A 24,936-nucleotide genomic window follows, 5' to 3' on the forward strand; every position below is an offset into this window, starting at 1 on the left:
AGAGGAGGGTGAGGCTGAAAAAGTCTTGCCCTCTTTTGCTGCGCGGAAGACATTCTGCTGGATATCACATAAGAGGTTTGAAGAAGGAGACATGTATGGTTGACTGGATCATAGGAATTGGAGTTGCTGTGCTGGTTGTTTTGATTATCCGACAGCAGTTTCGAAAGAAAAGAAATGGACAAAGTGGATGTGGATGAGGCGGTTGCAGCGGTTGTGCCGGAACTTGTCCGACGGACAGAAAAGATCAGAATTGACAGTAGAAAGAAGAAGAGAATATAATAAAAAATAGAGGGTTCTGCTGGGAGAATTTATCAGTGAAAGGAGAACCAGACAGAAATAGATTAAGAGATAGCAGGAGGAAGAAAAATGTTTCAAGATAAGCTGAACCGTGTATTGAATGCGATGAAAGACGCAGGACTGGAACAAATGATTGTTGCAGATCCTGCATCGATCTACTATCTGACAGGAAGAATGATCCTGCCGGGAGAGAGGATGCTAGTACTGTATCTGAACCAGAATGGAGATCACAAGCTGATCCTATCTAAACTTTTCCCGCAGGAAGGAGAAGTTGGAGTGGATGTCATCTATTTTGATGATGTGGAGGACAGTGTGGAAATCCTTGCACGATATGTGGAAAAAGAGAAAAAAGTAGGAGTGGACAAGATTTGGCCCGCAAAATTTTTACTTCGTCTGATGGAACTGGAAGCAGGAAGTGCGTTTGTCAATGCTTCTTTTGTACTGGACGATATTCGGCAGATCAAAGATGCAGATGAGATTTGTAAAATGAAAGAAGCTTCCAGACTGAATGATATGGCAGTGGAGCGACTGATACCGCTTGTGAATCAGGGGATGACAGAACAAGAGTTGGCAGAAGAATTGCAGAAGATTTATCTAGAACTGGGTGCAGAAGGATATTCTTTTGAGCCAATCTGTGCTTATGGGGCAAATGCGGCAGATCCACATCATATGACAGATACGGTCAGTGTCGGCAAAACAGGAGATTCGGTTGTGCTTGATATTGGCTGTAAGAAGGATGGATATTGCTCTGATATGACGAGAACCGTCTTTATCGGTGAGGCTTCTGAGCAGGCAAGAGAAGTGTATGATACCGTGCTTCAGGCAAATCTGAGGGCGATTGCGGCAGTAAAACCAGGTGCGCGTTTCTGTGATGTGGACAAAGCAGCCCGAGATTACATTACAGAGAAAGGCTATGGACCATATTTTACACACCGCACCGGACACTGCATCGGACAAGAAGTGCATGAGGCGGGGGATGTTTCTTCTGTGAATGAAAACGTGTTGAAGCCGGGAATGATCTTCTCCATCGAGCCGGGCATTTACCTTGAAGGGAAAGTGGGAGTCCGTATCGAAGATCTTGTTCTTGTGACAGAAGAAGGGTGCGAAGTGCTGAATCGAGCAGATAAAGCCTTGAGAATTATCTAAGATGGTAGTAAAAAATATGTTGAATATGCAGCTGATGATCTTTCTTCTTGTGATCATTGGTTTCTGCATCCGAAAAAAGGGGATTGTGGGCACAGAGGGGCGGAAGAACATGGTAGACCTCTGTCTCTTTGTCACACTTCCGTTTAATATTATTCATTCATTTTTTATGGAATGGGATTGGGGGATGATGGTTTCCTGCGCGATCGTATTGTTCCTGTCAATTGGATATAATGTAGTCAGTATTGTGACGAGTTTTGTATGCTACCGAAAAGAACCGCATTACAGGCAGAAGACACTTCGGTATGGGACGATCGTGTCAAACGGTGGTTTCCTCGGAAATCCAATTATTGAGGGGATTTACGGAAGCAACGGACTTTTTTATGCATCTATTTTTATGATCCCTGTCCGGATTGTGATGTGGACGATTGGAATGTCTGTGTTTATGAAAGGAAGCGGGCAGGAAGAAAAAGCAGGGAAACACAGCCTGTTTCGAAAAGTGATGACCAATCCCTGCATTGTGGCGGTCTATACCGGGGCAATTCTGATGGGGAGCGGGATCAGCCTTCCGACTTTTCTGGAAAATACTATTTCGGGGATCAGCAGCTGCAATACACCGCTCAGCATGATGCTGGTAGGGATGATGCTTGCCGAAATGAATCCGAAGGGACTTTTGACCAAGTCCGTTGCATTTTACACATTTGTCCGGCTGATTGTTGTGCCAGGGATTGTGTTTGGATTGACGGCGCTGCTTCCGATCGATCCGCTTCTTCGGGGAATCACAGTGATCATTGCGGCGATGCCGACACCGATTACAGCAGTACTTCTGTCAGGAAAACATGGAGGAGATGAACAGTGCGCTGCGGGAATGCTGTTTGTATCTACGCTTCTGTCACTCGTGACGTTGCCGATCTGGTGCATGTTTTTATAGAAAAGCAGGGAAAGCAGAAAAAAGTTTGCAGGATTGCGACTTTTTTTTGCTTTTTTTGTCTGGGTGCTTGACATTTGGGGAAAATCGTAATAGACTAATAGAGCGTGCATAGGAATATGTATATTTTTTATGCACAAAAAGAGTGAATAAAAGCTCAGCAACCAGGAGTTCTTCGCGAAAAGAAGAACAGGAAATATCATAGGAGGTGAAAGGAATGCCAACATTTAATCAGTTAGTAAGAAAAGGACGTCAGACATCTGTAAAGAAATCTACAGCTCCAGCTCTTCAGAAAGGTTACAACTCTTTAAAAAAGAAAGCAACTGACACATCTGCACCACAGAAAAGAGGTGTGTGTACAGCAGTTAAAACAGCTACACCTAAGAAGCCTAACTCAGCTCTTAGAAAGATTGCCAGAGTTCGTCTTTCTAACGGTATCGAAGTAACAAGCTATATCCCAGGAGAAGGACACAACCTTCAGGAACACAGCGTTGTTCTGATCCGTGGTGGTAGAGTAAAAGACTTACCAGGTACAAGATACCACATCGTCAGAGGAACACTTGATACAGCAGGTGTTGCTAAGAGAAGACAGGCGCGTTCTAAATACGGTGCTAAGAGACCGAAAGACGCAAAGAAATAAGAATCAGTAACAAAAATCGTATCACAAACAGAACTATGATTCCAGTAGGTTGCGGGTTATATCGATAGAGATAGTAAGTCCCGCACGAACACATTATCATTAGAAAGACACATGTGAGTACCGATGAATTAATTAAGTAATTTTGAACATTTCAAAACAATGATTAAGGAGGGAAGGACCGTGCCACGTAAAGGACATACTCAAAAAAGAGACGTATTAGCGGATCCATTATACAATAACAAAGTGGTTACAAAGCTTATCAACAACATCATGTTAGATGGTAAGAAAGGTGTAGCTCAGAAGATTGTATACGGAGCATTTGAAAGAATCGAAGCAAAAGCTGAGAAACCAGCGATTGAAGTATTCGAAGAAGCAATGAACAACATTATGCCAGTGCTTGAAGTAAAAGCAAGACGTATTGGTGGAGCAACATATCAGGTACCGATCGAAGTAAGAGCAGACAGAAGACAGGCTTTAGCACTTCGTTGGATCACATTGTATTCTCGTAAAAGAGGAGAGAAGACAATGGAAGAAAGACTGGCAAACGAACTTTTAGATGCAGCTAACAACACAGGTGCATCAGTGAAGAAGAAAGAAGACATGCACAAGATGGCAGAGGCTAACAAAGCATTTGCTCATTACAGATTCTAAGGGAGGAAAAAGTCTTGGCTGGAAGAGAATATCCATTAGATAGAACTAGAAACATCGGTATTATGGCTCATATTGATGCTGGTAAAACAACAACAACTGAGCGTATTCTTTACTATACTGGTGTTAACCACAAAATCGGTGATACTCACGAAGGTACTGCTACTATGGACTGGATGGCTCAGGAGCAGGAAAGAGGTATCACAATCACTTCAGCTGCTACAACATGTCACTGGACACTGCAGGAAAACTGCAAGCCAAAAGCTGGTGCGTTAGAGCACCGTATCAACATCATTGATACTCCGGGACACGTTGACTTTACAGTAGAGGTTGAGCGTTCACTCCGTGTACTTGACGGTGCAGTTGGTGTATTCTGTGCAAAAGGTGGAGTAGAGCCTCAGTCAGAAAACGTATGGCGTCAGGCTGACACATACAACGTACCAAGAATGGCATTCATCAACAAGATGGACATCTTAGGTGCAAACTTCTACGGAGCAGTAGAACAGATCAAAACAAGATTAGGTAAAAACGCAATCTGTATCCAGCTTCCAATCGGAAAAGAAGATGAATTCAAAGGAATCATCGACTTATTTGAAATGAAAGCATATATCTACAACGATGATAAAGGTGATGATATTTCCATCACAGATATCCCGGAAGATATGAAAGAAGACGCAGAGCTTTACCGTACAGAATTAGTTGAGAAAATCTGTGAATTAGATGATGACTTAATGATGGAATACCTGGAAGGAGAAGAACCTTCAACAGAAGCATTAAAAGCAGCTTTAAGAAAAGGAACATGTAGCTGTGATGCTGTTCCGGTATGCTGTGGTACTGCTTACAGAAACAAAGGTGTTCAGAAACTTCTTGATGCAGTTATCGAATTCATGCCTTCACCACTTGACGTACCTGCTATCCAGGGTATTGATGAAGACGGAAACGATGTTGTAAGAGAATCATCTGATGAAGAACCGTTCTCAGCATTAGTATTCAAGATTATGACTGACCCATTCGTAGGTAAGTTAGCATACTTCAGAGTTTACTCTGGAACAATGAACTCAGGTTCTTACGTATTAAATGCAACAAAAGGTAAGAAAGAACGTGTTGGACGTATCTTACAGATGCATGCAAATAAGAGAGAAGAGCTTGACAAAGTATACTCAGGAGATATCGCAGCAGCGATCGGATTTAAGTTTTCTACAACTGGAGATACAATCTGTGACGAGCAGCACCCGGTAATCCTTGAGTCTATGGAATTCCCAGAGCCGGTTATCGAGTTAGCTATTGAACCAAAGACAAAAGCTTCTCAGGGTAAATTAGGTGAATCTTTAGCAAAACTTGCAGAAGAAGACCCGACATTCCGTGCTCATACAGATCAGGAAACTGGTCAGACAATCATCGCTGGTATGGGTGAGCTTCACCTTGAAATCATCGTAGACAGACTTCTTCGTGAATTCAAAGTAGAAGCAAACGTAGGTGCACCACAGGTTGCTTACAAAGAATCCTTTACAAAAGCAGTTGATGTAGACAGCAAATATGCAAAACAGTCAGGTGGACGTGGACAGTACGGACACTGTAAAGTTAAATTTGAACCAACAGACGTCAACGGTGAAGAGACATTCTTCTTCGAGTCAACAGTTGTCGGTGGTGCAATTCCGAAAGAATACATCCCGAAGGTTGGAGAAGGTATCGAGGAAGCTATGAAGTCTGGTACACTTGGCGGATTCCCGGTAGTAGGTATCAAAGCTACTGTATATGATGGTTCTTACCATGAAGTCGATTCAAGTGAAATGGCATTCCACATTGCAGGATCTTTAGCTTTCAAGGAAGCTATGGCAAAAGCTGCACCAGTTTTACTTGAACCAATCATGAAAGTAGAAGTAACAATGCCAGAAGAATACATGGGAGATGTTATCGGTGACATCAACTCTCGTCGTGGACGTATCGAAGGTATGGATGACCTCGGCGGTGGTAAGATCGTTCGTGCATATGTTCCATTATCTGAGATGTTTGGTTACTCTACAGACTTACGTTCTAAGACACAGGGACGTGGTAACTACTCAATGTTCTTTGAGAAGTACGAGCCAGTTCCGAAGAACGTACAGGAGAAAGTGTTATCTAACAAAAACGCTTAATCAACCGTAAAATATATCGTATCTGACAACCGGATATGGCTTCTGAGATTTTCTTAGGCAGATTCGGTTGTTTGATATAAAAAAATCAGAAAAAGGCTTGAAAAACAATGCGATTTGAAATATAATCGAAGTAGTCGAGTTAAACTGAAACTAATAGAATTGTCTTCGTTAAGAAGACATATAATAAGGAGGATTATTCAAAATGGCTAAAGCTAAATTTGAAAGAAGCAAACCACATGCTAACATTGGTACAATCGGACACGTTGACCATGGTAAAACAACTTTAACAGCTGCTATCACAAAAACTCTTGCAGCAAGAGTAGAAGGTAACACAGCAACAGATTTCGAGAACATCGATAAAGCTCCAGAAGAAAGAGAACGTGGTATCACAATCTCTACATCACACGTTGAGTACGAGACAGAGAACCGTCACTACGCTCACGTTGACTGCCCAGGTCATGCTGACTACGTTAAGAACATGATCACAGGTGCTGCTCAGATGGACGGTGCTATCCTCGTTGTTGCTGCAACAGATGGTGTTATGGCTCAGACAAGAGAGCACATCTTACTTTCTCGTCAGGTAGGTGTTCCTTACATCGTAGTATTCATGAACAAATGTGACATGGTAGACGATGAAGAGTTATTAGAATTAGTTGAAATGGAAATTCGTGAATTATTAGACGAATACGAATTCCCAGGAGATGACACTCCAATCATCCAGGGATCTGCTCTTAAAGCTCTTGAAGATCCAAACGGAGAATGGGGAGACAAGATCATGGAACTTATGGCAGCTGTTGACAGCTACATCCCAGATCCAGAACGTGAAACAGACAAACCATTCTTAATGCCAGTAGAGGACGTATTCTCTATCACAGGACGTGGTACAGTTGCAACTGGTAGAGTTGAGCGTGGTACACTTCACGTATCTGACGAAGTTGAAATCGTTGGTATCAAAGAAGAAACACGTAAAGTTGTTGTAACAGGTATCGAGATGTTCCGTAAACTTCTTGACGAAGCTCAGGCTGGTGACAACATCGGTGCATTACTTCGTGGTGTTCAGAGAACAGAAATCGAAAGAGGACAGGTTCTTGTTAAACCAGGTAGTGTTACATGTCACACAAAATTCACAGCTCAGGTTTACGTATTAACAAAAGACGAAGGTGGACGTCACACACCATTCTTCAACAACTACAGACCACAGTTCTACTTCAGAACAACTGACGTAACAGGTGTTTGCCACTTACCAGAAGGTACAGAAATGTGCATGCCTGGAGATAACGTAGAAATGTCTATCGAACTGATCCATCCAGTAGCTATGGAACAAGGTTTACGTTTCGCTATCCGTGAAGGTGGACGTACAGTAGGATCAGGAAGAGTTGCTACAATCATCGAATAATTAAAAGATGAATAAATTTTTGAGGGATTGCCGTAAGGCAGTCCCTTTTTGCATGACAGGTTGCCAGTTTGTATGATAAAATATTTTTGTATTTTAAGTAAGAGAGAAAAGGGATAACTACAAAATGTTAAAACAGTCGTACACATTTCAAAGTCCAATCGGTATCCTGACAATTTCAGAAGCAGATGGATATCTGACAAATCTTTTTTTAGAAACGGAAAATGTTATTTTGTTATCGGAGAAGCAATCCGAACATCGCTATCATCTGCATTCGGATATTCTATATGAAACGTACTGTCAGATTCAGGAATATTTCGCGGGAGAGCGAAGGAATTTTACAATTCCAATCAAGGCAGAAGGGACAGCGTTTCAAAAGCGAGTATGGGAAGAACTACGCAAAATCCCATATGGGGAAACGAGAAGTTATGCAGATATTGCAGCAGGTATAGGAAATCCGAAAGCAGTCCGCGCAGTCGGACAGGCAAATAATCGGAATCCGATTTTGATCCTTGTTCCATGCCATCGTGTGATCCATAAGAATGGAGATATATCTGGATTTGGATGTGGGGATGATGTGAAGCGATATTTACTGGAACGGGAAGGGAGAAGAAACGAGAGATGGAAATGAGAGTAGATGGGATTATTTTTGATGTAGACGGTACGCTGTGGGATTCGACAGAGATTGTGGCAGGTGCATGGAATCAGGCAATCATAGAAGAGGGAATCACAGACGTTCATCTGACTGGAGAGATTTTAAAGGGATTATTTGGGAAGACGATGGATGTGATTGCGAAAAATATTCTTTCAGAGGCTACAGAAGAACAGAGGGAGCGTATCCTGGAGCGATGCTGTCGATATGAGCACGAGGCGCTGGCTGCCAGCGAAGAGGACATTACTTATCCACAGGTAATAGAAGTTATGCGAACACTGGCAGAGAGGTATCCTCTGTTTATTGTCAGCAACTGTCAGAGCGGTTACATTGAGTTATTCTTAGAGAAGACAGGGCTTGGCAAGTTTGTGACAGATATGGAATGCTTTGGGAATACAAAACGTCCAAAGGGAGAGAATATCAGAAGCGTTGCAGATAGAAATGGACTAGATTTTCCGGTCTATGTCGGAGATACGCTCGGGGACTATAAAGCGTGTGAGATTGCCAAGGTACCGATGATATTTGCGGGATACGGGTTCGGTGAGGCGCCGGATGCTGAGGCAGAAATAGGGCAGTTTCAGGAACTTCTTGAGATCTTTTAAGAGCAGTTTATATACTTTTTGCAAAAGGATAAAGGATATAAGAAAATGACTTTTTGCAAAACAGGATATGATATGAGAAAAATATAGAGGTTTTTCGGTAAAAAAGTGTTATACTAAAAGGAGTATGACACTTTTTCTGTATTAGGAAAGATAGGAGCAAATGGATGACACAAAAGAATAATTTATTGAGAAATGCCTCTTTTTTGATGATTGCGGCGTTAATTTCAAAAGTGATCGGGTTGCTGTATAAAAGCCCACTGTCGGAGATTGTTGGAGAAATTGGGATTGGTTATTATGGGCTTGCACAGAATGCGTATCTGATTTTGCTGATGATCGCATCTTTCAGTATTCCTCAGGCAGTATCGAAAGTGATTGCAGAACGGCTGGCATTTAAGGAATATAAGAATGCACAGAAGTTCTTCAGAGGTGCGCTGATCTATACAATGATCTTAAGTGGTGCAAGTGCGCTGTTTTGTCTGTTTGGAGCAAAATACATGATTCCAAGTAATCAGCCGGGAGCGACTCTTGCACTTCAGGTATTAGCGCCGACGATTTTCTTGTCAGGGATCCTTGGGGTATACCGTGGATATTTTCAGGCGCACAGCAATATGCTTCCGACCTCTTTGTCCCAGATTATTGAGCAGATTCTCAATGCGGCAGTCAGCATCGGGGCGGCATGGCTTTTTATCCATTTCTTTTCCGATGGAACAAAAGAAGGAATTGCAAAATGGGGGGCAGCAGGAGGAACCGTTGGAACCGGAGCAGGTGTATTGATCGCGTTGCTTTTTATGGCAGCTGCCTATGAGGTCAACCGAAAACAGATCGCACGGCATGTGAGAGCAGATCAGACCGGGAAGGAAGATAGTTATCGAGAGATTTTCCGTGTTTTATTTCTGATTGTAACACCGATTATTTTCAGTTCGTTCATCTATAATATCAACGGTTATATCAACGGTGTCATGTATTCCGAACTGGCAGGCAGGCAAGGGGTAAACTCGGAGGTGGTGAGTACACTCTATGGTGAGTATTCGGTCTATTTTCTTACGATTATCAATATTCCTCTGACGCTTGCTGGAGCGGCGCCTACATCGATGATTCCGGAGGTGTCCGCACTGTATGCACAGCATAGGAGGAAGGCTGCCAGAAGGAAGATCGATGAGGCGACTCAGTTATCGATGTTTATTTCAATTCCGGCGGCTGTAGGGCTTGCAGTATTGGCTTATCCGATCACAAGACTGTTGTTTTCGAATACGAATGGAACCGCCGGCACTTTGCTGCTCATCGGCGCAGTAACGATTATTTTTAATACAAATTCAAATGTATCCAATGGTGTTCTGCAGGGAATCGGCAAGGCAAATCTGCCGATGTGGAATGCGGCGATCGCATTGGTCATCAATGTCGGGCTGCTTGTTGCGCTTCTTCAACTGACTTCACTTGGGATTTATGCAGTGCTGGTGGCAACGATTGTCTATTCAATTGTCATCTGTATTTTAAATGATATTTCAATGAAGAAGTACATTCATTATAAAAACCCATGGGGAACTGCCTATCTCTGTCCGCTTCTGGCATCTATTCCGATGGGAGTGGCAGCAGGTGGGATTTATTATCTTTTGGAGCTTGTTACCGAATCTAATCTGATCAGTCTTTTGTTTGCAATTGCCATCGGAGGAATGATTTATCTGAGTTTTTATACAACGATCATGACTAAGCTGAAAGCTATGGAGAAAAGGCGGCGTATGGAACAAAGATACAAAAGGGAACGGGCAAGAGAGAGACGGTAGATGAAACAAAGTGAGATGTTCTGCATAGAATAATGATAAAGAAATTTATCGGGAGTAGAAACATGCCATATTCAATTATGTTAGATGCCGGGCACGGTGGACGTGACCCGGGAGCAGTATATAACGGTAGACAGGAGAAGGATGATACACTGAAGCTTACGTTAGCGATTGGGCAGATTTTACAGAATAACGGATTAGATGTAGAATATACAAGGACAACAGATGTGTATGAGTCGCCGTATGAGAAGGCAATGGAGGCGAACAAAGCCGGAGTAAATTTTTTTGTGTCCATTCACCGGAACTCCTATCCCACTGCCAACGCAGTATCAGGGGTAGAGTCACTTGTCTATGACAAATCTGGGATTAAGTATGAGATGGCACAGAATATCAATGAGCAGCTAGAATCCATTGGATTTGTGAATCTCGGGGTCAAGGCAAGACCGAATCTGATCGTGTTGCGCAGAACAAAAATGCCGGCAGTTCTTGTGGAAGTTGGGTTCATCAATTCAGACACAGATAATCAGTTGTTTGATGATAATTTTCAGGATATTGCAGAGGCGATCGCGTCAGGTATTCTTGATACCTTGGAGAGCAGCAGTGGCGGAACCGTGCCGGGAAGTGGTGGAACTGCCGGAGGAGCAGGAGGAAGATACCGTGTCCAGGTCGGAGCATTCCGGAATCAGGTATATGCAAATAACTTGTTAAGAGAGCTTCAGGAGCAGGAATATCCCGCAAGAATTGAAGACTCTAACGGGTTTTACCGTGTAGTGGTCGGGAGTTATCCGACTTTGCAGGAGGCAGCGCAGATGGAGCAGCGGTTAAAATGGGCAGGATATCCAACGATTGTGATCCATTAAGCAGTAAAACTACATGGCAATAGAGCATAATGCTTTACAAAAGCAGTGAAAATAGGTAGAATAGGGAAATATACAAAGCAGAAAAGAGGATAAAAGTATGAGTGATAGATTAGAATTTCGGGAGAAACTAGGAGGAATTCTTCAGAAGGCTCAGGGAGCGCAGAATGTACTTTCGGTAAGAGAAGTAGAAGAATATTTTGCAGAGGACGGACTTTCCAGAGAACAGATGGAGTTGGTCTGCGACTATCTGCTGTCGCAGAAAGTAGCAGTCAAAGGCTATGTAAAACAGGGAGGAACTGTTACTGAGAAGACAGAAGAACAGGCAGAGGAGCACTATACAGAGGAAGAAAAGCGTTATCTCGCATGCTATATGGAAGAAATCAAAACAATAAAGGCAGAGGAAGCAGGCGAGCGACAAAAGTTATTTGCAGCCTCGATAGAAGGAGATGCACTCGCAAGGGGAAGACTGATCGAGCTGTATTTGGAGAAAGTTGTGGAAGTAGCGAAAGAGATGTATCACAAAGAAGTATTTCTCGGAGATCTGATCCAGGAGGGAAATGTAAGCCTGATGCTTGCACTGGATGAATTGAAATCCGCAGAGGAAGCGCATGGGAAGATTATGGAGGAAGTACGCGCGGGAATGCAGATGCTGATCGAGGAGCAGACAGAAGTGAAGCGAAGAGACCATACGCTTTTAGAGAAGTATACAGATTTAGATGATAATATCAAGAAACTGAAAGAGGAAACAGGAAGAGATGTAACGATAGAAGAAGTATCTGCCTTTCTGGATATGTCGGAAGAAGAGATCAATGATATTCTCAATCTGGGAGAACAATAGGTGAATGCATAGAAAATAAAAATGTTGCTGTAAAATGGTAAGATACCATATTGCAGCAACATTTTTGTTAGATTAGAAGTCGAAAGAGTCTTCTTCTTTCCGATCGTAGAATCCTTCCGGAATATATAAGTGAACACTTTCTACACGATTCTTCTGGAGTGCCTCCACGACGAGCCGGATTCCATCATCTGTCGTCAATTCATCCCCCTGTTCAGGAAGACGGTCAAGATGTTCGATGATGAATCCACCAAGGGAATCGTAGTCTTCAGAGGAAAGATTTAATCCGAGGCTGTCGTTGAGATCGTCAAGATTCATGGAACCTTCAATGATATATTCCCGGTCATTGATCTGACGGACAAACTCCTCTTCGTTCTCATCGTACTCGTCATGAATCTCGCCAACAATCTCTTCGAGTAAGTCTTCGAGGGTAATCAGTCCGGCAGTTTCTCCATATTCATCGAGGACGATGGCGATGTTGATCGAAGCCTGTCGCATTTCTACTAGCAATTCAGAGATGCTCTTATACTCGTAAGTAAAATAAGCTTCTCTTAAAATATCTCTGACATGAAATTCCTTCTTGTCATTGTAATTGTATAACAGAAGATCCTTCATATTGATTGTACCGACGACATTGTCAGTGGTCTCTTCGTAGATCGGAAGTCTTGTAAACTTGTCCTCACGGAAAATCTCGATCAGTTCATCGTAAGTGCTGTTTATATCAGCGAACGTCACATGGACACGAGGCACCATAATATCTTTTGCTTTGGCATCTCCCATATCAAATACATTGTAGATCATTTCTTTTTCTTCTGATTCAATCACGCCGTCCTCATGGCTGACATCCACGATGGTCCGAAGTTCGTGTTCGGTCATTGTGTTGACCTTCTGATCCGGATTGACACGCAGAAGAAACAGAACTCCCATGGAGAGCTTGTTCACAATAAAAATGACCGGGGTAAAAATCTTCATCAGAAAATGGATCAGCGGTGCATAGAGCAGCGCCATCTTTTCGGAATGGATCGTTGCCAGTGTCTTTGGAGAAATTTCTCCGAAGATCAAGATCAATAAAGTGATTACACCGGTCGCAATACCGACCCCAGAATTTCCGAATAGCTGAATGATCAGAGACGTCGTGAGCGCGGTTGCCGCATTGTTCACGAGGTTATTCCCGATCAAGATCGCACTCAGCATCTTACCAGAATCTTCTGAAATCTTTAGAAGAATGCGGGCGCGCTTGCTTCCCTGGTCTGCCAGAGATTGAATTTTTAGTTTGTTAGAGGTTGTCAAAGAGGTCTCTGCCGATGAAAATAATGCTGATAAAAGAATCAGTACGGCTAAAATAATTAATTGTATGACGACACTCGAGTCCAATGATAAGTTCACTCCTTTTTTGCTTTACATTTTGCTTCTAATATACCGTATTTCGGGAGATTTTGCAAGTGTACATTGAATTTGCGGGGGCTTTATAGTATGATAAAGATACTGCCCGGAGGAATACTTCGGGACAGGATGAATAGGAACAGAATGAATGATGCATATAGATAGAAGCAGGAGATAGAGCATGAAGAAAGAATTTTATGACGCATTGATACAGCTGACCGAAGAAAAAAATGTGCTGACAGACGAACCGTTGAAAAACCATGTGACGTTCCGTGTCGGAGGAGCAGCGGATTACTTTGTATCACCGGAGAGTGCAGAAGAAGTACAGAAGATTATTCTCTTATGCAAAGAGGTAGGAATGCCATATTATATTTTAGGAAATGGAAGTAATCTTCTTGTTAGCGATCAGGGCTACCGAGGGGTTATCATACAGATTTACAAATCCATGAGTGAGATTTCTGTAAAAGGAGAATTTGTGACAGCGCAGGCAGGTGCGCTTTTATCGGCAATTGCAGCAAAGGCAGCAGGAGAGTCGCTGGCTGGATTTGAGTTTGCTTCCGGAATTCCCGGAACAATCGGAGGAGCTGCAGTGATGAATGCCGGAGCATACGGCGGTGAGATGAAAGATGTGCTGGAGCAGGTGACAGTTCTGACAAAGGAAGGAGAACTGCTCACGATTCCGAAAGAGGAACTGGATATGGGATATCGCACAAGCAAGGTTGCGAAAAATCAGTACATTGTACTGGAAGCGGTAATCCATCTTGCACATGGGGAGCAAGAAAAAATCCGGGAAAAAATGAATGAACTCAAAGAGAAGCGCACGACAAAGCAGCCGTTGGAATATCCAAGTGCAGGCAGCACCTTCAAACGTCCGGAAGGATATTTTGCCGGAAAGCTGATTGAGGAAGCCGGGTTACGAGGATTTCAAGTAGGAGGCGCACAGGTATCAGAAAAGCACTGTGGGTTTGTGATCAATAAGGATAATGCGACAGCTTCGGAAGTACGGGAACTGATCCGCCAGGTATCGGAGCGCGTAAAGGCAAATTCCGGGGTGACACTGGAACCGGAAGTAAAGATGTTAGGAGAATTTTAAGATGAGATTTGTGATCGTTACGGGAATGTCCGGTGCGGGAAAGAGCACTGCATTGAAGATGCTGGAAGATGTTGGATATTTTTGTGTAGATAATCTTCCGATTCCTGTGATTCCGGCTCTGGCAAGTCTTTTGAGTGGGGCCAATTCAGAGATTGATAAGCTGGCTCTTGGGATTGACATTCGGGATGAGCGGAATTTTACAGAATTAGAAGAAGTGTTAAAGAAGATTGATGACACTGGATTTGCTTATGAAGTGTTGTTTCTTGAGGCAGGGAATGATGTGCTGATCAAGCGATATCAGGAGACAAGGCGGACTCATCCGATTGCAGGAAATGAGCGGCTGGATAAGGGAATCGAACTGGAACGTGAGAAATTAAAGTTTTTAAAATCCAAAGCAACATATATTGTAGATACAAGTAAAATGCTGACAAGGGAACTAAAGGGTGAACTCAACAAAATTTTTGTAGAGAATAAAGAATTTAAAAATCTGTATATTACAGTATTGTCGTTCGGATTTAAGTATGGAATTCCTAATGATGCAGATCTGGTATTCAATGTGCGTTTCCTTCCGAATCCATATTATATAGAAGAGCTCCGGCCGATGAGTGGAAATGACAGTCCGGTCAGTGAGTATGTGATGAAGGAACCAAAAGCACAGGAATTTTTAGAGAAGTTAAAAGATATGGTTACCTTTCTGATTCCAAACTACATTATAGAGGGAAAGAATCAGCTTGTCATTGCAATTGGATGTACCGGGGGAAAGCACCGATCTGTTACACTGGCAAATGAACTGTATCAGTTTTTGAAGCAGGATGACAGATATGGAGTAAAGGTAGAACACCGGGATATTGAAAGAGATTCATAGGGAAAAGTAAAATAAATGGAAAAAATGTCATTTTCAGCAAAAGTAAAAGAAGAACTGTCCACGCATATGAGCAGTGCAAGACATTGTCAAATTGCAGAACTTGCGGCGATCATAAGTATCTGCGGGAGAATTTCCATCTCCAGTTCGGATAGATACCGGGTGACAGTACATACAGAAAATATAACTGTTGCAAGAAAGTACTTTACATTAATCAAAAAAACATTTAATATATGTACTGAAACTTCTATTCGAAAGAACCTTAAAAAAGGAAGTGTTTTTTATTCCGTTATCATTGCAAGGCACGAAGAGGCAGTGAGAGTGCTTCAGGCAGTGAAGTTATTGGATGATACGGGTGAAATTAGAGAGGAACTTTCCATTGTAAAGAATGTGGTGATTCGTCAGCTATGCTGTCGGAGAGCGTTTCTAAGGGGAGTGTTCCTTGCATCAGGTTCAATCAGTGATCCTTACAAATCTTACCACTTTGAAGTGGTATGTGCGACTGAAGACAAGGCGAAGCAATTACAGTATATTATGAACAGTCTGCATATGAGTGCCAAGATCGTGCTTAGAAAGAAATCCTATGTTGTCTACCTCAAGGAGGCAGATCAGATTTCGGATATGCTAAATATCATGGAGGCACATGTTGCACTGATGGAGTTTGAAAATATTCGTATTTTAAAAGATATGAGAAACACCGTGAATAGAAAGGTAAATTGTGAAACTGCCAATATTAATAAAACCGTTTCCGCAGCAGTCAAACAGCTGGAAGATATTGTATATATCAGAGATGAAATCGGTTTTGAAAAATTAGCAGACGGATTAAGAGAGGTTGCTCTTGCGAGAATCGCCTATCCGGAAGCAACATTGAAGGAACTAGGTGACGCACTGACACCGCCAGTCGGGAAGTCGGGTGTGAATCATCGGCTAAGAAAGTTAAGTGAGATCGCTGAGAAGGTAAGAGCGAACAAGGAGGTACACAATGATTAGGAAACCAGTAACAATTCAACTTGACAATGGACTAGAGGCAAGACCAATTGCTCTGCTTGTTCAGGAAGCAAGTCAATATGCAAGCCAAATCTATATTGAGATCAAGGAAAAAAGAATTAATGCCAAAAGCATTATGGGAATGATGAGCCTGAACGTTCACAGCGGAGAAGAGCTGACAGTAGTTACTGAGGGTGAGGACGAAGAAAAGGCAGCACAGGGTATTGAATTGTTTTTAAATAATGTAAAGTAAAAGAGGTAGGAAAAAGAGCATGTGATATGCTCTTTTTTATCCTATAAAAATAGTAGAAAGGAGAACGCGATGAAGAAATTATTATTTATTTATAATCCGAACGCAGGGAAGGGATTGATCAAGCCAAAACTGTCAGATGTACTTGATATTTTTGTGAAAGCAGGATACGAAGTGACCGTTTATCCGACACAGAAGTACCGGGATGGATATCACAAAGTGCGTCACTTTAAGGAAGAATATGACTTAGTTGTGTGCAGCGGTGGAGATGGCACGCTTGATGAAGTCGTAACCGGGATGATGAAGAGAAAAGAACAGATTCCAATCGGTTATATCCCGACTGGGACGACGAATGATTTTGCCAGAAGTTTACATATTCCAAAAGATATGCTAAAGGCTGCAGATACGGCAGTGAATGGAATTGTCTTTCCGTGTGATATCGGGAAATTTAACCACGATTTTTTTGTGTATATCGCAGCATTCGGGCTTTTTACAGATGTTTCATATCAGACAAAGCAGGAAGTGAAAAATGTTCTCGGACATCTTGCATATGTGCTGGAAGGAATGAAGCGCCTTTATAATGTGCCGTCTTACCGGATTAAAGTGACGCATGATGATCAGGTGATCGAAGATGAATTTATCTTCGGGATGGTAACAAATTCCAGGTCGATCGGCGGATTTCGAAATATGGTTGGAAAGAGTATTGTATTTGATGACGGAGAGTTTGAAGTGACTCTGATTAAGACGCCAAAGAATCCGTTAGCATTGCAGGAGATCATCGCAGCGATTCTGATCGAACAGATTGATACAAAACATATGTATACATTTAAGGCAAACAGCTTGAAACTGGAGTCTCTGGAAGAGATTCCATGGACACTGGATGGTGAGTTCGGAGGGGAACATGATGAAGTGATGATTGAGAACCAAAGACAGAAATTAAAGATTATGGTACCTATCGATAAAGTCAAATCTCTGATGAAGGAACCAGATACGTTACAATTAGAGGAAGGAATTGAAGAGGATTAATGGAAAAGAGAGAAAAATTTTCATCCCGGTTGGGGTTTGTATTGATTTCAGCCGGTTGTGCAATCGGTCTTGGTAATGTATGGAGATTTCCATATATTACGGGAAAATATGGAGGGGGAGCATTTGTACTTGTATATTTGTTTTTCTTATTTATACTTGGTCTGCCGATTGTTGTTGCAGAGTTTTCAGTAGGGAGGGCGAGCCAGAGAAGTATTGCTACTTCCTTCAATAAATTAGAGCCAAAAGGGACAAAATGGCATTGCTATCGTTATTTTGGAATGGCAGGTAATTATTTGTTGATGATGTTTTATACAACCATCGGTGGATGGATGCTTGCGTATTTCTTCAAGATGCTCAAAGGAGAATTTACAGGACTGAAGCCAAAGGAAGTTGAGCAGGTATTTGCTACATTTACATCTGATCGAAATGCGATGATCTTCTGGATGTTATTAATTTCAATAGCAGGATTGTGTGTGTGTTCTCTTGGACTTCAGAAAGGCGTGGAGGGAATCACAAAGATCATGATGTCTACGCTGTTTGTAATTATGGCGGTGTTGGCGGTGAAGTCACTAACACTTCCAAACGCAATGGACGGTCTCCGTTTTTATCTTGTACCGGACTTCGGTAAGATGAAAGAGGCAGGGATCGGTACTGTGATTTTTGCAGCCATGGGACAGGCATTTTTTACACTGAGCATTGGAATCGGGGCACTGTCAATTTTCGGAAGCTATATTGGGAAAGAACGAGCACTGACTGGAGAGGCCATCAGCGTTGGTTTACTTGACACAACAGTGGCGATTGTTTCTGGTCTGATTATTTTTCCAGCATGTTTTGCATTTGGAATCAATCCAGGAGAAGGTCCGGGACTTGTATTTGTAACATTGCCGAACGTATTTAACGAGATGGCAGGCGGAAGAGTGTGGGGAAGTCTGTTCTTCTTGTTCATGACATTTGCGGCATTTTCTACGATTATCGCAGTGTTCCAGAACATTATCACATTTGCAAGAGAGATGTGGGGGTGGTCCTTACAGAAATCTCTGCTCATAAATGGTGCGCTTTTGATCCTGTTAGGACTTCCGTGTGTACTTGGTCTGACAGATTGGTCTGGAATACAGATCCTTGGAAAGAATATTATGGATTTTGAGGATTTCCTTGTCAGCAACAACCTGCTTCCACTCGGATCTTTGATCTATCTGTTATTCTGTGTGACAAAATATGGGTGGGGATGGGATCATTTCCTGAAAGAAGCCAATACCGGAACCGGAATCAAATTCCCGGGTGGCCGTCCGATGAAGTTGTACCTTACATTTGTTCTTCCGGCGGTAATCTTGTTTATCTTTGTGCAGGGATATATGTCTATGTTTGCCGGAGGAATGTAGGAAAAATCAGCAGCAGAAGCCGAGGGGCGAAAAGCGCCTGGTTTCTGCTGTTGAATCTATAAAGGGAAGGTTTGGGCGATAGATAAGAATTGTTCAAGTATAGAAGCAAAAAATAGAAAAACAAAAAAGTTTAAAAAATTTGAAAAAAATTGAAAAAAAGACTTGCATAATCCCCAAAAGTGTTCTATACTATACAGGTACCAAACAAATGGCTCCATGGTCAAGCGGTTAAGACGCTAGCCTCTCACGCTGGAATCAGGGGTTCGATTCCCCTTGGAGTCACTTTTGGGATTGGCGGAAGACCTTTAAAATGAAAGGGTTTTTCGTCTTTTTTTGTTTGCTGGAAGATATATAATATTTGTCTTACGTTTTCTCAGATTTACGGAAGGTTCTGCACTAGATATAGTGGATCCTTTTGTTTTGCTATAATAAAAGGTTCTTCTATGATTTTTATTTTATCAGAGTAGAACCTTTTGTATTTTATTTAGGAGAAAAAATTTTATACTTTTATGCTCAAGAAATTATACGGAATAAACAAGTAACTCTTCCATGTGCACATTTAGGAGTGAAGATAAGGCAAGCAAATTATCCAGAGAAGGAAGAGACTTCCCGGAAAACCAATTATAAACAGACTGATTGCTGATATTAAACAGTCGTTCAATTGCACAAGCAGAAAGATTATTTTCCTCGCATAGAGAACGAATATTTTCCCCAGTTTTTATCATATCTATCTGGGGATAATTAAAAGGTACAAAAGTCGTCATCAAAATCACCTTCACAATCATTATTGATATCATCATCATCTTCCTCATCCCAATTCCAATTCAGACCATCCGCTTCTTCCTTATCCCAGTACAAGTCATCTTCCTCTTCAGAATCATCAGATAAGAAGTCTTTTAAATCTTCTGCAGGAAATAGGGAATAAGGAGTAAAGACTTCATCATCATTTTCCATTTTGACATCGGAGTCTTTTCCAGTGTCGATATTTTCTGAAATCAGTTTTGAGAAATTACATAAGTTTCTTTTTAAAGTTTGATAATGCTGTTCTCCAAGAAAGTCTTCGACCGTATCCAATAAATATAAAATACTGCTGCGTGCAGCAGGAATAGCCATATCTAGTGTAGCCATTGCATATGTGCATAATGAAACAAGTCCTTTTTTTGAATAGGAAGAATCGTTTCCCATTACAAACCCTTCTTTAGGCTGCAAAGCATAGGCAAAAAGTTGGTCGACGGTTTCTTTGAAGTATTCGTTGACAGTGATATAGTTCTCGGTATCTTTTTTGCATGACAATATATCGATGAGTAATTTTGTGAGTTGATACAAGTTTGTTATATGTAATTCTGATAAATATCTTCGATAGAGCTTTTTCTCCTTTTTTGTCATGTATTTTGCTGGCGTCATTTTAAATCCTCCTTATTTGAAAACAATATGTTAGTAGTTCTGTTGTGATCACACTTATAGTATACGGGTGGGAGAAAAAACTCGAAAGAGAGTATAAAAAATATTTTTATGGGTGTTCCAATTGGTAGTTGGAGTATTAGATTGTGTAGCATATAGGGTGTTTTTTGTCAAGGGGATAGGAAAAATATTTTTAAAGTGTATAAACCATTTTTTAGTGTCCAGTTTGTGATTGAATGTGGAAATCAGAAAAATTTGATATGCTTGATGTAAGTCACAAGAAGAACTAGAGTGACATATTAAGATGAGTCTATGAGTCACTATGGTGAGGAAGTTTATGGGCAATATTTTGAGGAGTGATTAACAGAACTATATGACTATTTTGAGAGAGAAGGCTATGATCCATTACTCTATTCAGAACTTGAAGTTGGCATTTATGTGCATGATAAGAAGATTGAAATATTAGGGGTAAAAAACAGTACAGGTTAGCAGTAGAGAGGTGACAACAATGATTTATATTACAGGGGATACCCATGCAAATTTTAGGCGTTTTTTAAGAAAACAGATGCCTTATCATTTGGAAGAAGGCGATTATATGATTGTGTGTGGAGATTTCGGTCTGTTGTGGACGAAAGATAGGACCTTTCAATATAATTTAAAATTTTTTGAGCAAAGAACATACACAACCCTGTGGGTAAGTGGAAACCATGAGAATTATGATATGATAAAAGAGTATCCAAAGGAACTTTGGCATGGAGGAATGGCGAGACATATTGTCAGGGATAAAGTAATCCTACTTGAGCGAGGGCAGGTCTTTGAGATAGAAGGAAAGAGATTTTTCACATTTGGAGGAGCTGCAAGTCATGATATTCAAGGAGGAATTTTAGATTTGGATGATCCGGAATTTATGGTGAAGAGACAGCGGGCAAATCGATCCTACCTTCCATATCGGGTGAAAAATATTTCATGGTGGGAAGCGGAACTTCCCACAGAGGAAGAGATGAAAGAGGGAAAGGAGAATCTGGAAAAAATCAATTATAAAGTAGACTATGTGATTACGCACTGTGTATCCAATCGGATTCAAGATAAAATAGAAGAAAGGTATTATGGTGGTGGAACTTATGGCAGAAGTTATTTCCCAGATATTCTGACAGGGTATTTGGAGGAAATAGAGGGGAAATTGCAGTATCAACATTGGTTTTGTGGACATTATCATATGAATGAAGAAATAGACATGAAGCATACAGTTCTATATGAAAAAATCATTCCGCTCAATCAGTATGAAATGAAAGGGATCTTTCAAAAATAGGAGTAGATGGAGAAATGGATAAGATTATGTTGTATAATAGAAAAATGTTCTCCAGTCTTTGATGGGCTGGTACAGTTTTTTATGGGTAGATTAGAGGGGGTGAAAGCCACTGGATGGAGAAGATATTCGTGGATGAAGAAATAGCAGTTCGCTTTATCTGGTTTAAAATAAGGTATTTTCTAATCAGGAAATACAAGCTACAAGGTGTCTGTGGAAAAGAGAGAATATGGGCATAGAAAGGAAATGGCTGGAATACATGTTTAGCGTGGGGGGATTCGATTCACCTCATAAAAGGAAGAAAGAAGAGAGTGGGACAGATAAAGACGGAAGAAAACGATAGGATTATCCCAAAGAACATTTTTCGGAAGGTGTGGTGGAAACGTACTGGTGGATAACACTTGGAGAACATGAAAAAGAATTAGAGGGACTGTCATATGAGATGATCACATGTCTGATATAAGATATCCCTGGGAGGAAGGATAGATGTTTTTTGTGAAGAATGAAAAAGGAGAGTACATTTGTGCAAGATGCGGATGTGGTGGGAAGATTACAAAGGATCATTTTATTCCGAAATCGTGTGGAATGACTGTAAATGAAGAAGGAAATTATGTCGGCATTTGTGAGAAATGTAACAGGGAGAAAGGAGATGACATTGTATTACCTTCGTGGTATTCTTTTCTTCCGAGAGGGCAGCAAGAGGAACTGAGGAGATACTTAAGATATGCGAGAAGTTATGTTTTGCAGAAGTGTAAAGATGAGGAAGTTGAGAAGTATTTGAGGGAAATGAAGAGGGAGTAGAAGATGCCGGATTGCTTTGCAATCCGGTATTTTTGTTAAGAAAAGATTGTTTGTCATAGATTAAAAATGAAAAAATTTCGAAAAGTATTGACAAACAGATTGTTGATGTATATAATAAAAGTCAGTGAAGTCAGCAATGTCAGCGATGTCGGCTTTGTCAGATGAGTTGTTTTAAAAACTACATTTAAAAAGGAGGAATTTAGTGTGCGAACAGAAGCGGTTGCATTAAGAGTGGTGAATTATGGTGGAGATGTCCCTCGGGATATCATCAATCAGCATTTTAAAAAACTGAAGTTATCTGGCCGGGTTTATTATTCAACGGGGGTTATTTTTGAGGAAAGTAAACTCCGGGAGATCAAAAAGTTGATTCTTTTTTTCGAAGAAAACAACTGCAGGCGGTATGTTGTTGCCGATGTTATCAAATCTTTGAAATATAATCTGAAAAAAGAAGATTCAAGCCAGTGCATTCCAAAGGATAGTTTTTTATGGAGCGTGAAGAAATATGAGAATATAGCTGCAAATACTTGGTTTTTAATAGAATCTTTGAGAGTCCCAAGCCAAGAAGAGATTGATTCTTTTCAGGTTAAATACATGGCTGAAAATCAAGTTTATGTTAGACGGTTGGAAGATGTACTAGACGCGTCTACGCGACCTAACAGAGTCTATTGTTCTCGGTTTTATGATTGTAGTGAAGAAATTGAAGACGAATTCTGTTTAGTTTAGGCCCTGAGGGATAATTAACAATTTTTCAATGACAGATTTCTCTAGAGATCAAAGGTAACTAAAAAATTATTTGTAAAAAAGGGGTAGTTTTTGATACTATCTATTTAATGATGGAGGTTTGGATATGAACAATTTTTGGCTTATACCTATGGATTTTAGAACCTGTAATTATGAACAAATGAAAGAGGAGTGGGATGAAAATAAAAAAATCATGTGGGAAGCACCTGGAAAACCTACGAACAAAAACGGTGAATGGACTGTCGAAAATACTATGGCTAAATCGTTAAAAAAAGGGGATGTGGTGTATTTTTATGTTACTAATTTACCGTCAGAAAGTAACGTCAAGCTAAGCAGAATTATGCTAAGGGGAAAAATAGAAGATGAGCCCTATCCGATAGAAAAAAATAAGGTTTATAGGAGCTTAAAAGAAACGACGATGATAAGTGGTTTTTCTATTGGCTCTATTTCAACTTTACATAAAGAGCTACTAGAAAATAATTTATTTTTGAGTTTAAAAGACTTGAGGAAAAGAGATAATAATTTTCAATATCCACGAGGAAAAAATTGGCCTGACAAAAACAGTAAAAAAAGTTTCAGTCAAGATTTGATTAAAACATTAGAAGAAAGTTTTAAAGTTGGTATGCGAGAGAATGATTTTGAAGTATTAATGAATCATTTTAATAAAAAATGTTTCTTTTGTGGAAAAGATGGAAATGGACATAAGACATTTGTGGGGAGGAATGGATTAGATTACTTTGAATATCATCACTTTATTCTACAATGTGTAGCTAAAAAATTTCCGGAATTGCAGGATATTATAGATTCACCGACTAATAGATTATCCTTGTGCTCAAATTGTCATAATAAATTTCATTATGGAAGAGTTGAAGAAGTGAGCAGAATGATAGAAATAGTTTTGGAGGACAGCGAAATTAATAAAATGTTAGAGGAATTTGATTTTCAAAAAAATATAGGAGAAAATAAGGATATTTTTGAGTGGTTTCAAGAAGTATATAGCGTAAAATAGGGAAATTAGACTATGAAAAAAGTTTATAAATAAGATCTTCTATGATAATGATAGGTGAAAGGCTTGATTAAAACTAGCTTTTCACCTTGATTTATATATAGCAGTTATAAAATTTTATATCAAACAGGAGTAATTTTTCTGTGGAACAACACTCTTCTTAGATTCAGCAGTTTCAGTACTCTTTTGGGTACTGTTAATGGTCAGCTAATGAATAGTATAGATACCAGATAGCAGCCTATTTTTGATTAATTTTCCAAGATTTGTAGGTTCATATCCGTACACATTACCTGTTAGATTCAAATTTCTACAATCTTTTGAGTAGGTTGCTGTAGCTTTGTGTTCATATCCGTGGATATTGATTGTCTATGGGAATCCGATGATTGTCTTGTGAGAAACTTTTCAATAGTTTCAACGCTAAGTCCACATGTTTTTTGTAATAAACTGGTCTTGGTGGATATTCTTATCACTTCCTCGTGTGGTCGTAAGTGTTTTTCATTTAGATTATCCAAAATTACGAAACTTTCCACCGGTTTCCCATACCATTCTCTTAGCTATTGATCGATTTCATTGTTGCGATGCACGTTCTCTGAGAATGGAGTTCGATCCCCAAATTTTAATCCAAATTCTCGAAACTTATTCTGCAAAACCCTAAAAAGTCGAAATTCCCGTTTGCGAAAAAACATTTTCTAGAATATAGGTGTTCAGGCATATCTAATCAAACTGCCAGGCAGACGATAGTATGATTTTGTCATCAGCACGATTTACCAATTGCTTTCATTTCCCAAAG

25 protein-coding genes and 1 tRNA gene are annotated in these 24,936 nt (G+C 40.6%); 23 read left to right on the top strand and 3 right to left on the bottom strand.

From position 1 onward, the window contains the following. The first annotated feature begins 95 nt into the window (after window positions 1–95). From ACGG81_RS02700 to ACGG81_RS02755, 12 genes are all read left to right on the top strand, one after another. Window positions 96–197, top strand: a complete 102-nt coding sequence (locus ACGG81_RS02700; protein ID WP_009263107.1) for a FeoB-associated Cys-rich membrane protein — start codon at window positions 96–98, stop codon at window positions 195–197. Window positions 198–366: 169 nt separating this feature from the next. Beyond that, complete coding sequence (locus ACGG81_RS02705) at window positions 367–1,443, top strand: M24 family metallopeptidase (protein WP_008976710.1); 1,077 nt, start codon at window positions 367–369, stop codon at window positions 1,441–1,443. A gap of 1 nt (window position 1,444) precedes the next feature. Further along, entirely contained in the window at window positions 1,445–2,371 is a 927-nt protein-coding gene (locus tag ACGG81_RS02710; RefSeq protein ID WP_009263106.1) for an AEC family transporter, read from the top strand. A 214-nt stretch (window positions 2,372–2,585) separates the two neighbouring features. Next, window positions 2,586–3,008, top strand: a complete 423-nt coding sequence (gene rpsL / locus ACGG81_RS02715; protein ID WP_009263105.1) for a 30S ribosomal protein S12 — start codon at window positions 2,586–2,588, stop codon at window positions 3,006–3,008. 180 nt (window positions 3,009–3,188) lie between these two features. Beyond that, window positions 3,189–3,659 carry a 30S ribosomal protein S7 gene (rpsG, locus tag ACGG81_RS02720; RefSeq protein ID WP_009263104.1) on the top strand — a complete coding sequence of 157 codons (471 nt, stop codon included), beginning with the start codon at window positions 3,189–3,191 and terminating at the stop codon, window positions 3,657–3,659. 14 nt (window positions 3,660–3,673) lie between these two features. Then, window positions 3,674–5,791 (top strand): elongation factor G, encoded by a 2,118-nt coding sequence (fusA, locus tag ACGG81_RS02725; RefSeq protein WP_120092107.1) that lies wholly within the window; start codon window positions 3,674–3,676, stop codon window positions 5,789–5,791. Window positions 5,792–5,993: 202 nt separating this feature from the next. Next, a complete protein-coding gene (gene tuf / locus ACGG81_RS02730) occupies window positions 5,994–7,187 on the top strand; it encodes an elongation factor Tu (RefSeq protein WP_009263102.1) in 1,194 nt (397 codons plus the stop codon). 124 nt (window positions 7,188–7,311) lie between these two features. Then, window positions 7,312–7,815 carry a methylated-DNA--[protein]-cysteine S-methyltransferase gene (locus tag ACGG81_RS02735; protein WP_120092104.1) on the top strand — a complete coding sequence of 168 codons (504 nt, stop codon included), beginning with the start codon at window positions 7,312–7,314 and terminating at the stop codon, window positions 7,813–7,815. After that, on the top strand, window positions 7,806–8,438 hold the full coding sequence (locus ACGG81_RS02740; protein ID WP_390109442.1) for an HAD family hydrolase: 633 nt from the start codon (window positions 7,806–7,808) through the stop codon (window positions 8,436–8,438). The genes ACGG81_RS02735 and ACGG81_RS02740 overlap by 10 nt, the downstream gene beginning before the upstream one ends. Before the next feature lie 164 nt (window positions 8,439–8,602). Then, complete coding sequence (locus ACGG81_RS02745) at window positions 8,603–10,219, top strand: polysaccharide biosynthesis C-terminal domain-containing protein (protein WP_390109445.1); 1,617 nt, start codon at window positions 8,603–8,605, stop codon at window positions 10,217–10,219. Between the two features lie 62 nt (window positions 10,220–10,281). Next, the gene (locus ACGG81_RS02750) at window positions 10,282–11,076 is read left to right on the top strand and encodes an N-acetylmuramoyl-L-alanine amidase (protein WP_009263098.1); all 795 of its coding nucleotides are present in this window, start codon (window positions 10,282–10,284) and stop codon (window positions 11,074–11,076) included. Between the two features lie 97 nt (window positions 11,077–11,173). Continuing rightward, window positions 11,174–11,914 carry a sigma-70 domain-containing protein gene (locus tag ACGG81_RS02755; RefSeq protein WP_390109449.1) on the top strand — a complete coding sequence of 247 codons (741 nt, stop codon included), beginning with the start codon at window positions 11,174–11,176 and terminating at the stop codon, window positions 11,912–11,914. 72 nt (window positions 11,915–11,986) lie between these two features. On the opposite strand, the gene ACGG81_RS02760 is transcribed toward ACGG81_RS02755, so the two are convergent. Beyond that, window positions 11,987–13,285, bottom strand: coding sequence for an HlyC/CorC family transporter (locus ACGG81_RS02760; RefSeq protein WP_390110330.1), 1,299 nt, complete (start codon window positions 13,283–13,285; stop codon window positions 11,987–11,989). 190 nt (window positions 13,286–13,475) lie between these two features. On the opposite strand from ACGG81_RS02760, the gene murB reads away from it, so the two are divergent. The 7 genes from murB to ACGG81_RS02795 all read left to right on the top strand — a co-directional run bounded on the left by murB (window position 13,476) and on the right by ACGG81_RS02795 (window position 19,173). Next, window positions 13,476–14,387 carry a UDP-N-acetylmuramate dehydrogenase gene (murB, locus tag ACGG81_RS02765; protein ID WP_390109452.1) on the top strand — a complete coding sequence of 304 codons (912 nt, stop codon included), beginning with the start codon at window positions 13,476–13,478 and terminating at the stop codon, window positions 14,385–14,387. A 1-nt stretch (window position 14,388) separates the two neighbouring features. Continuing rightward, window positions 14,389–15,252, top strand: coding sequence for an RNase adapter RapZ (rapZ, locus tag ACGG81_RS02770; RefSeq protein ID WP_390109454.1), 864 nt, complete (start codon window positions 14,389–14,391; stop codon window positions 15,250–15,252). A gap of 24 nt (window positions 15,253–15,276) precedes the next feature. After that, a complete protein-coding gene (gene whiA / locus ACGG81_RS02775; protein WP_035103098.1) occupies window positions 15,277–16,239 on the top strand; it encodes a DNA-binding protein WhiA in 963 nt (320 codons plus the stop codon). After that, a complete protein-coding gene (locus tag ACGG81_RS02780; RefSeq protein WP_008976695.1) occupies window positions 16,232–16,489 on the top strand; it encodes an HPr family phosphocarrier protein in 258 nt (85 codons plus the stop codon). The genes whiA and ACGG81_RS02780 overlap by 8 nt, the downstream gene beginning before the upstream one ends. A 69-nt stretch (window positions 16,490–16,558) precedes the next feature. After that, window positions 16,559–17,512 carry a diacylglycerol/lipid kinase family protein gene (locus tag ACGG81_RS02785; protein WP_008976694.1) on the top strand — a complete coding sequence of 318 codons (954 nt, stop codon included), beginning with the start codon at window positions 16,559–16,561 and terminating at the stop codon, window positions 17,510–17,512. Next, on the top strand, window positions 17,512–18,891 hold the full coding sequence (locus tag ACGG81_RS02790; protein WP_008976693.1) for a sodium-dependent transporter: 1,380 nt from the start codon (window positions 17,512–17,514) through the stop codon (window positions 18,889–18,891). Before ACGG81_RS02785 ends, ACGG81_RS02790 begins: the two co-directional genes overlap by 1 nt. 210 nt (window positions 18,892–19,101) lie before the next feature. Beyond that, window positions 19,102–19,173, top strand: a tRNA-Glu gene (locus ACGG81_RS02795). Between the two features lie 239 nt (window positions 19,174–19,412). Here the strand turns inward: ACGG81_RS02795 and ACGG81_RS02800 are convergent. Together ACGG81_RS02800 and ACGG81_RS02805 are read right to left on the bottom strand one after the other, a co-directional pair. Continuing rightward, window positions 19,413–19,703, bottom strand: coding sequence for a helix-turn-helix domain-containing protein (locus tag ACGG81_RS02800; RefSeq protein WP_318391892.1), 291 nt, complete (start codon window positions 19,701–19,703; stop codon window positions 19,413–19,415). Beyond that, entirely contained in the window at window positions 19,633–20,295 is a 663-nt protein-coding gene (locus ACGG81_RS02805; RefSeq protein ID WP_390109459.1) for a hypothetical protein, read from the bottom strand. The genes ACGG81_RS02800 and ACGG81_RS02805 overlap by 71 nt, the downstream gene beginning before the upstream one ends. 505 nt (window positions 20,296–20,800) lie before the next feature. On the opposite strand from ACGG81_RS02805, the gene ACGG81_RS02810 reads away from it, so the two are divergent. From ACGG81_RS02810 to ACGG81_RS02825, 4 genes are all read left to right on the top strand, one after another. Further along, on the top strand, window positions 20,801–21,601 hold the full coding sequence (locus ACGG81_RS02810) for a metallophosphoesterase (RefSeq protein ID WP_390109461.1): 801 nt from the start codon (window positions 20,801–20,803) through the stop codon (window positions 21,599–21,601). 483 nt (window positions 21,602–22,084) lie between these two features. Beyond that, window positions 22,085–22,399 carry an HNH endonuclease gene (locus ACGG81_RS02815; RefSeq protein ID WP_009263087.1) on the top strand — a complete coding sequence of 105 codons (315 nt, stop codon included), beginning with the start codon at window positions 22,085–22,087 and terminating at the stop codon, window positions 22,397–22,399. A 204-nt stretch (window positions 22,400–22,603) separates the two neighbouring features. Next, window positions 22,604–23,122 carry a hypothetical protein gene (locus ACGG81_RS02820; RefSeq protein ID WP_117577079.1) on the top strand — a complete coding sequence of 173 codons (519 nt, stop codon included), beginning with the start codon at window positions 22,604–22,606 and terminating at the stop codon, window positions 23,120–23,122. A 124-nt stretch (window positions 23,123–23,246) separates the two neighbouring features. After that, complete coding sequence (locus tag ACGG81_RS02825; RefSeq protein WP_116441432.1) at window positions 23,247–24,149, top strand: hypothetical protein; 903 nt, start codon at window positions 23,247–23,249, stop codon at window positions 24,147–24,149. Window positions 24,150–24,936: the final 787 nt, after the last annotated feature.

Origin of the sequence: Faecalimonas umbilicata (assembly GCF_042846195.1) — a bacterium.
Classification (GTDB): domain Bacteria; phylum Bacillota; class Clostridia; order Lachnospirales; family Lachnospiraceae; genus Faecalimonas; species Faecalimonas umbilicata.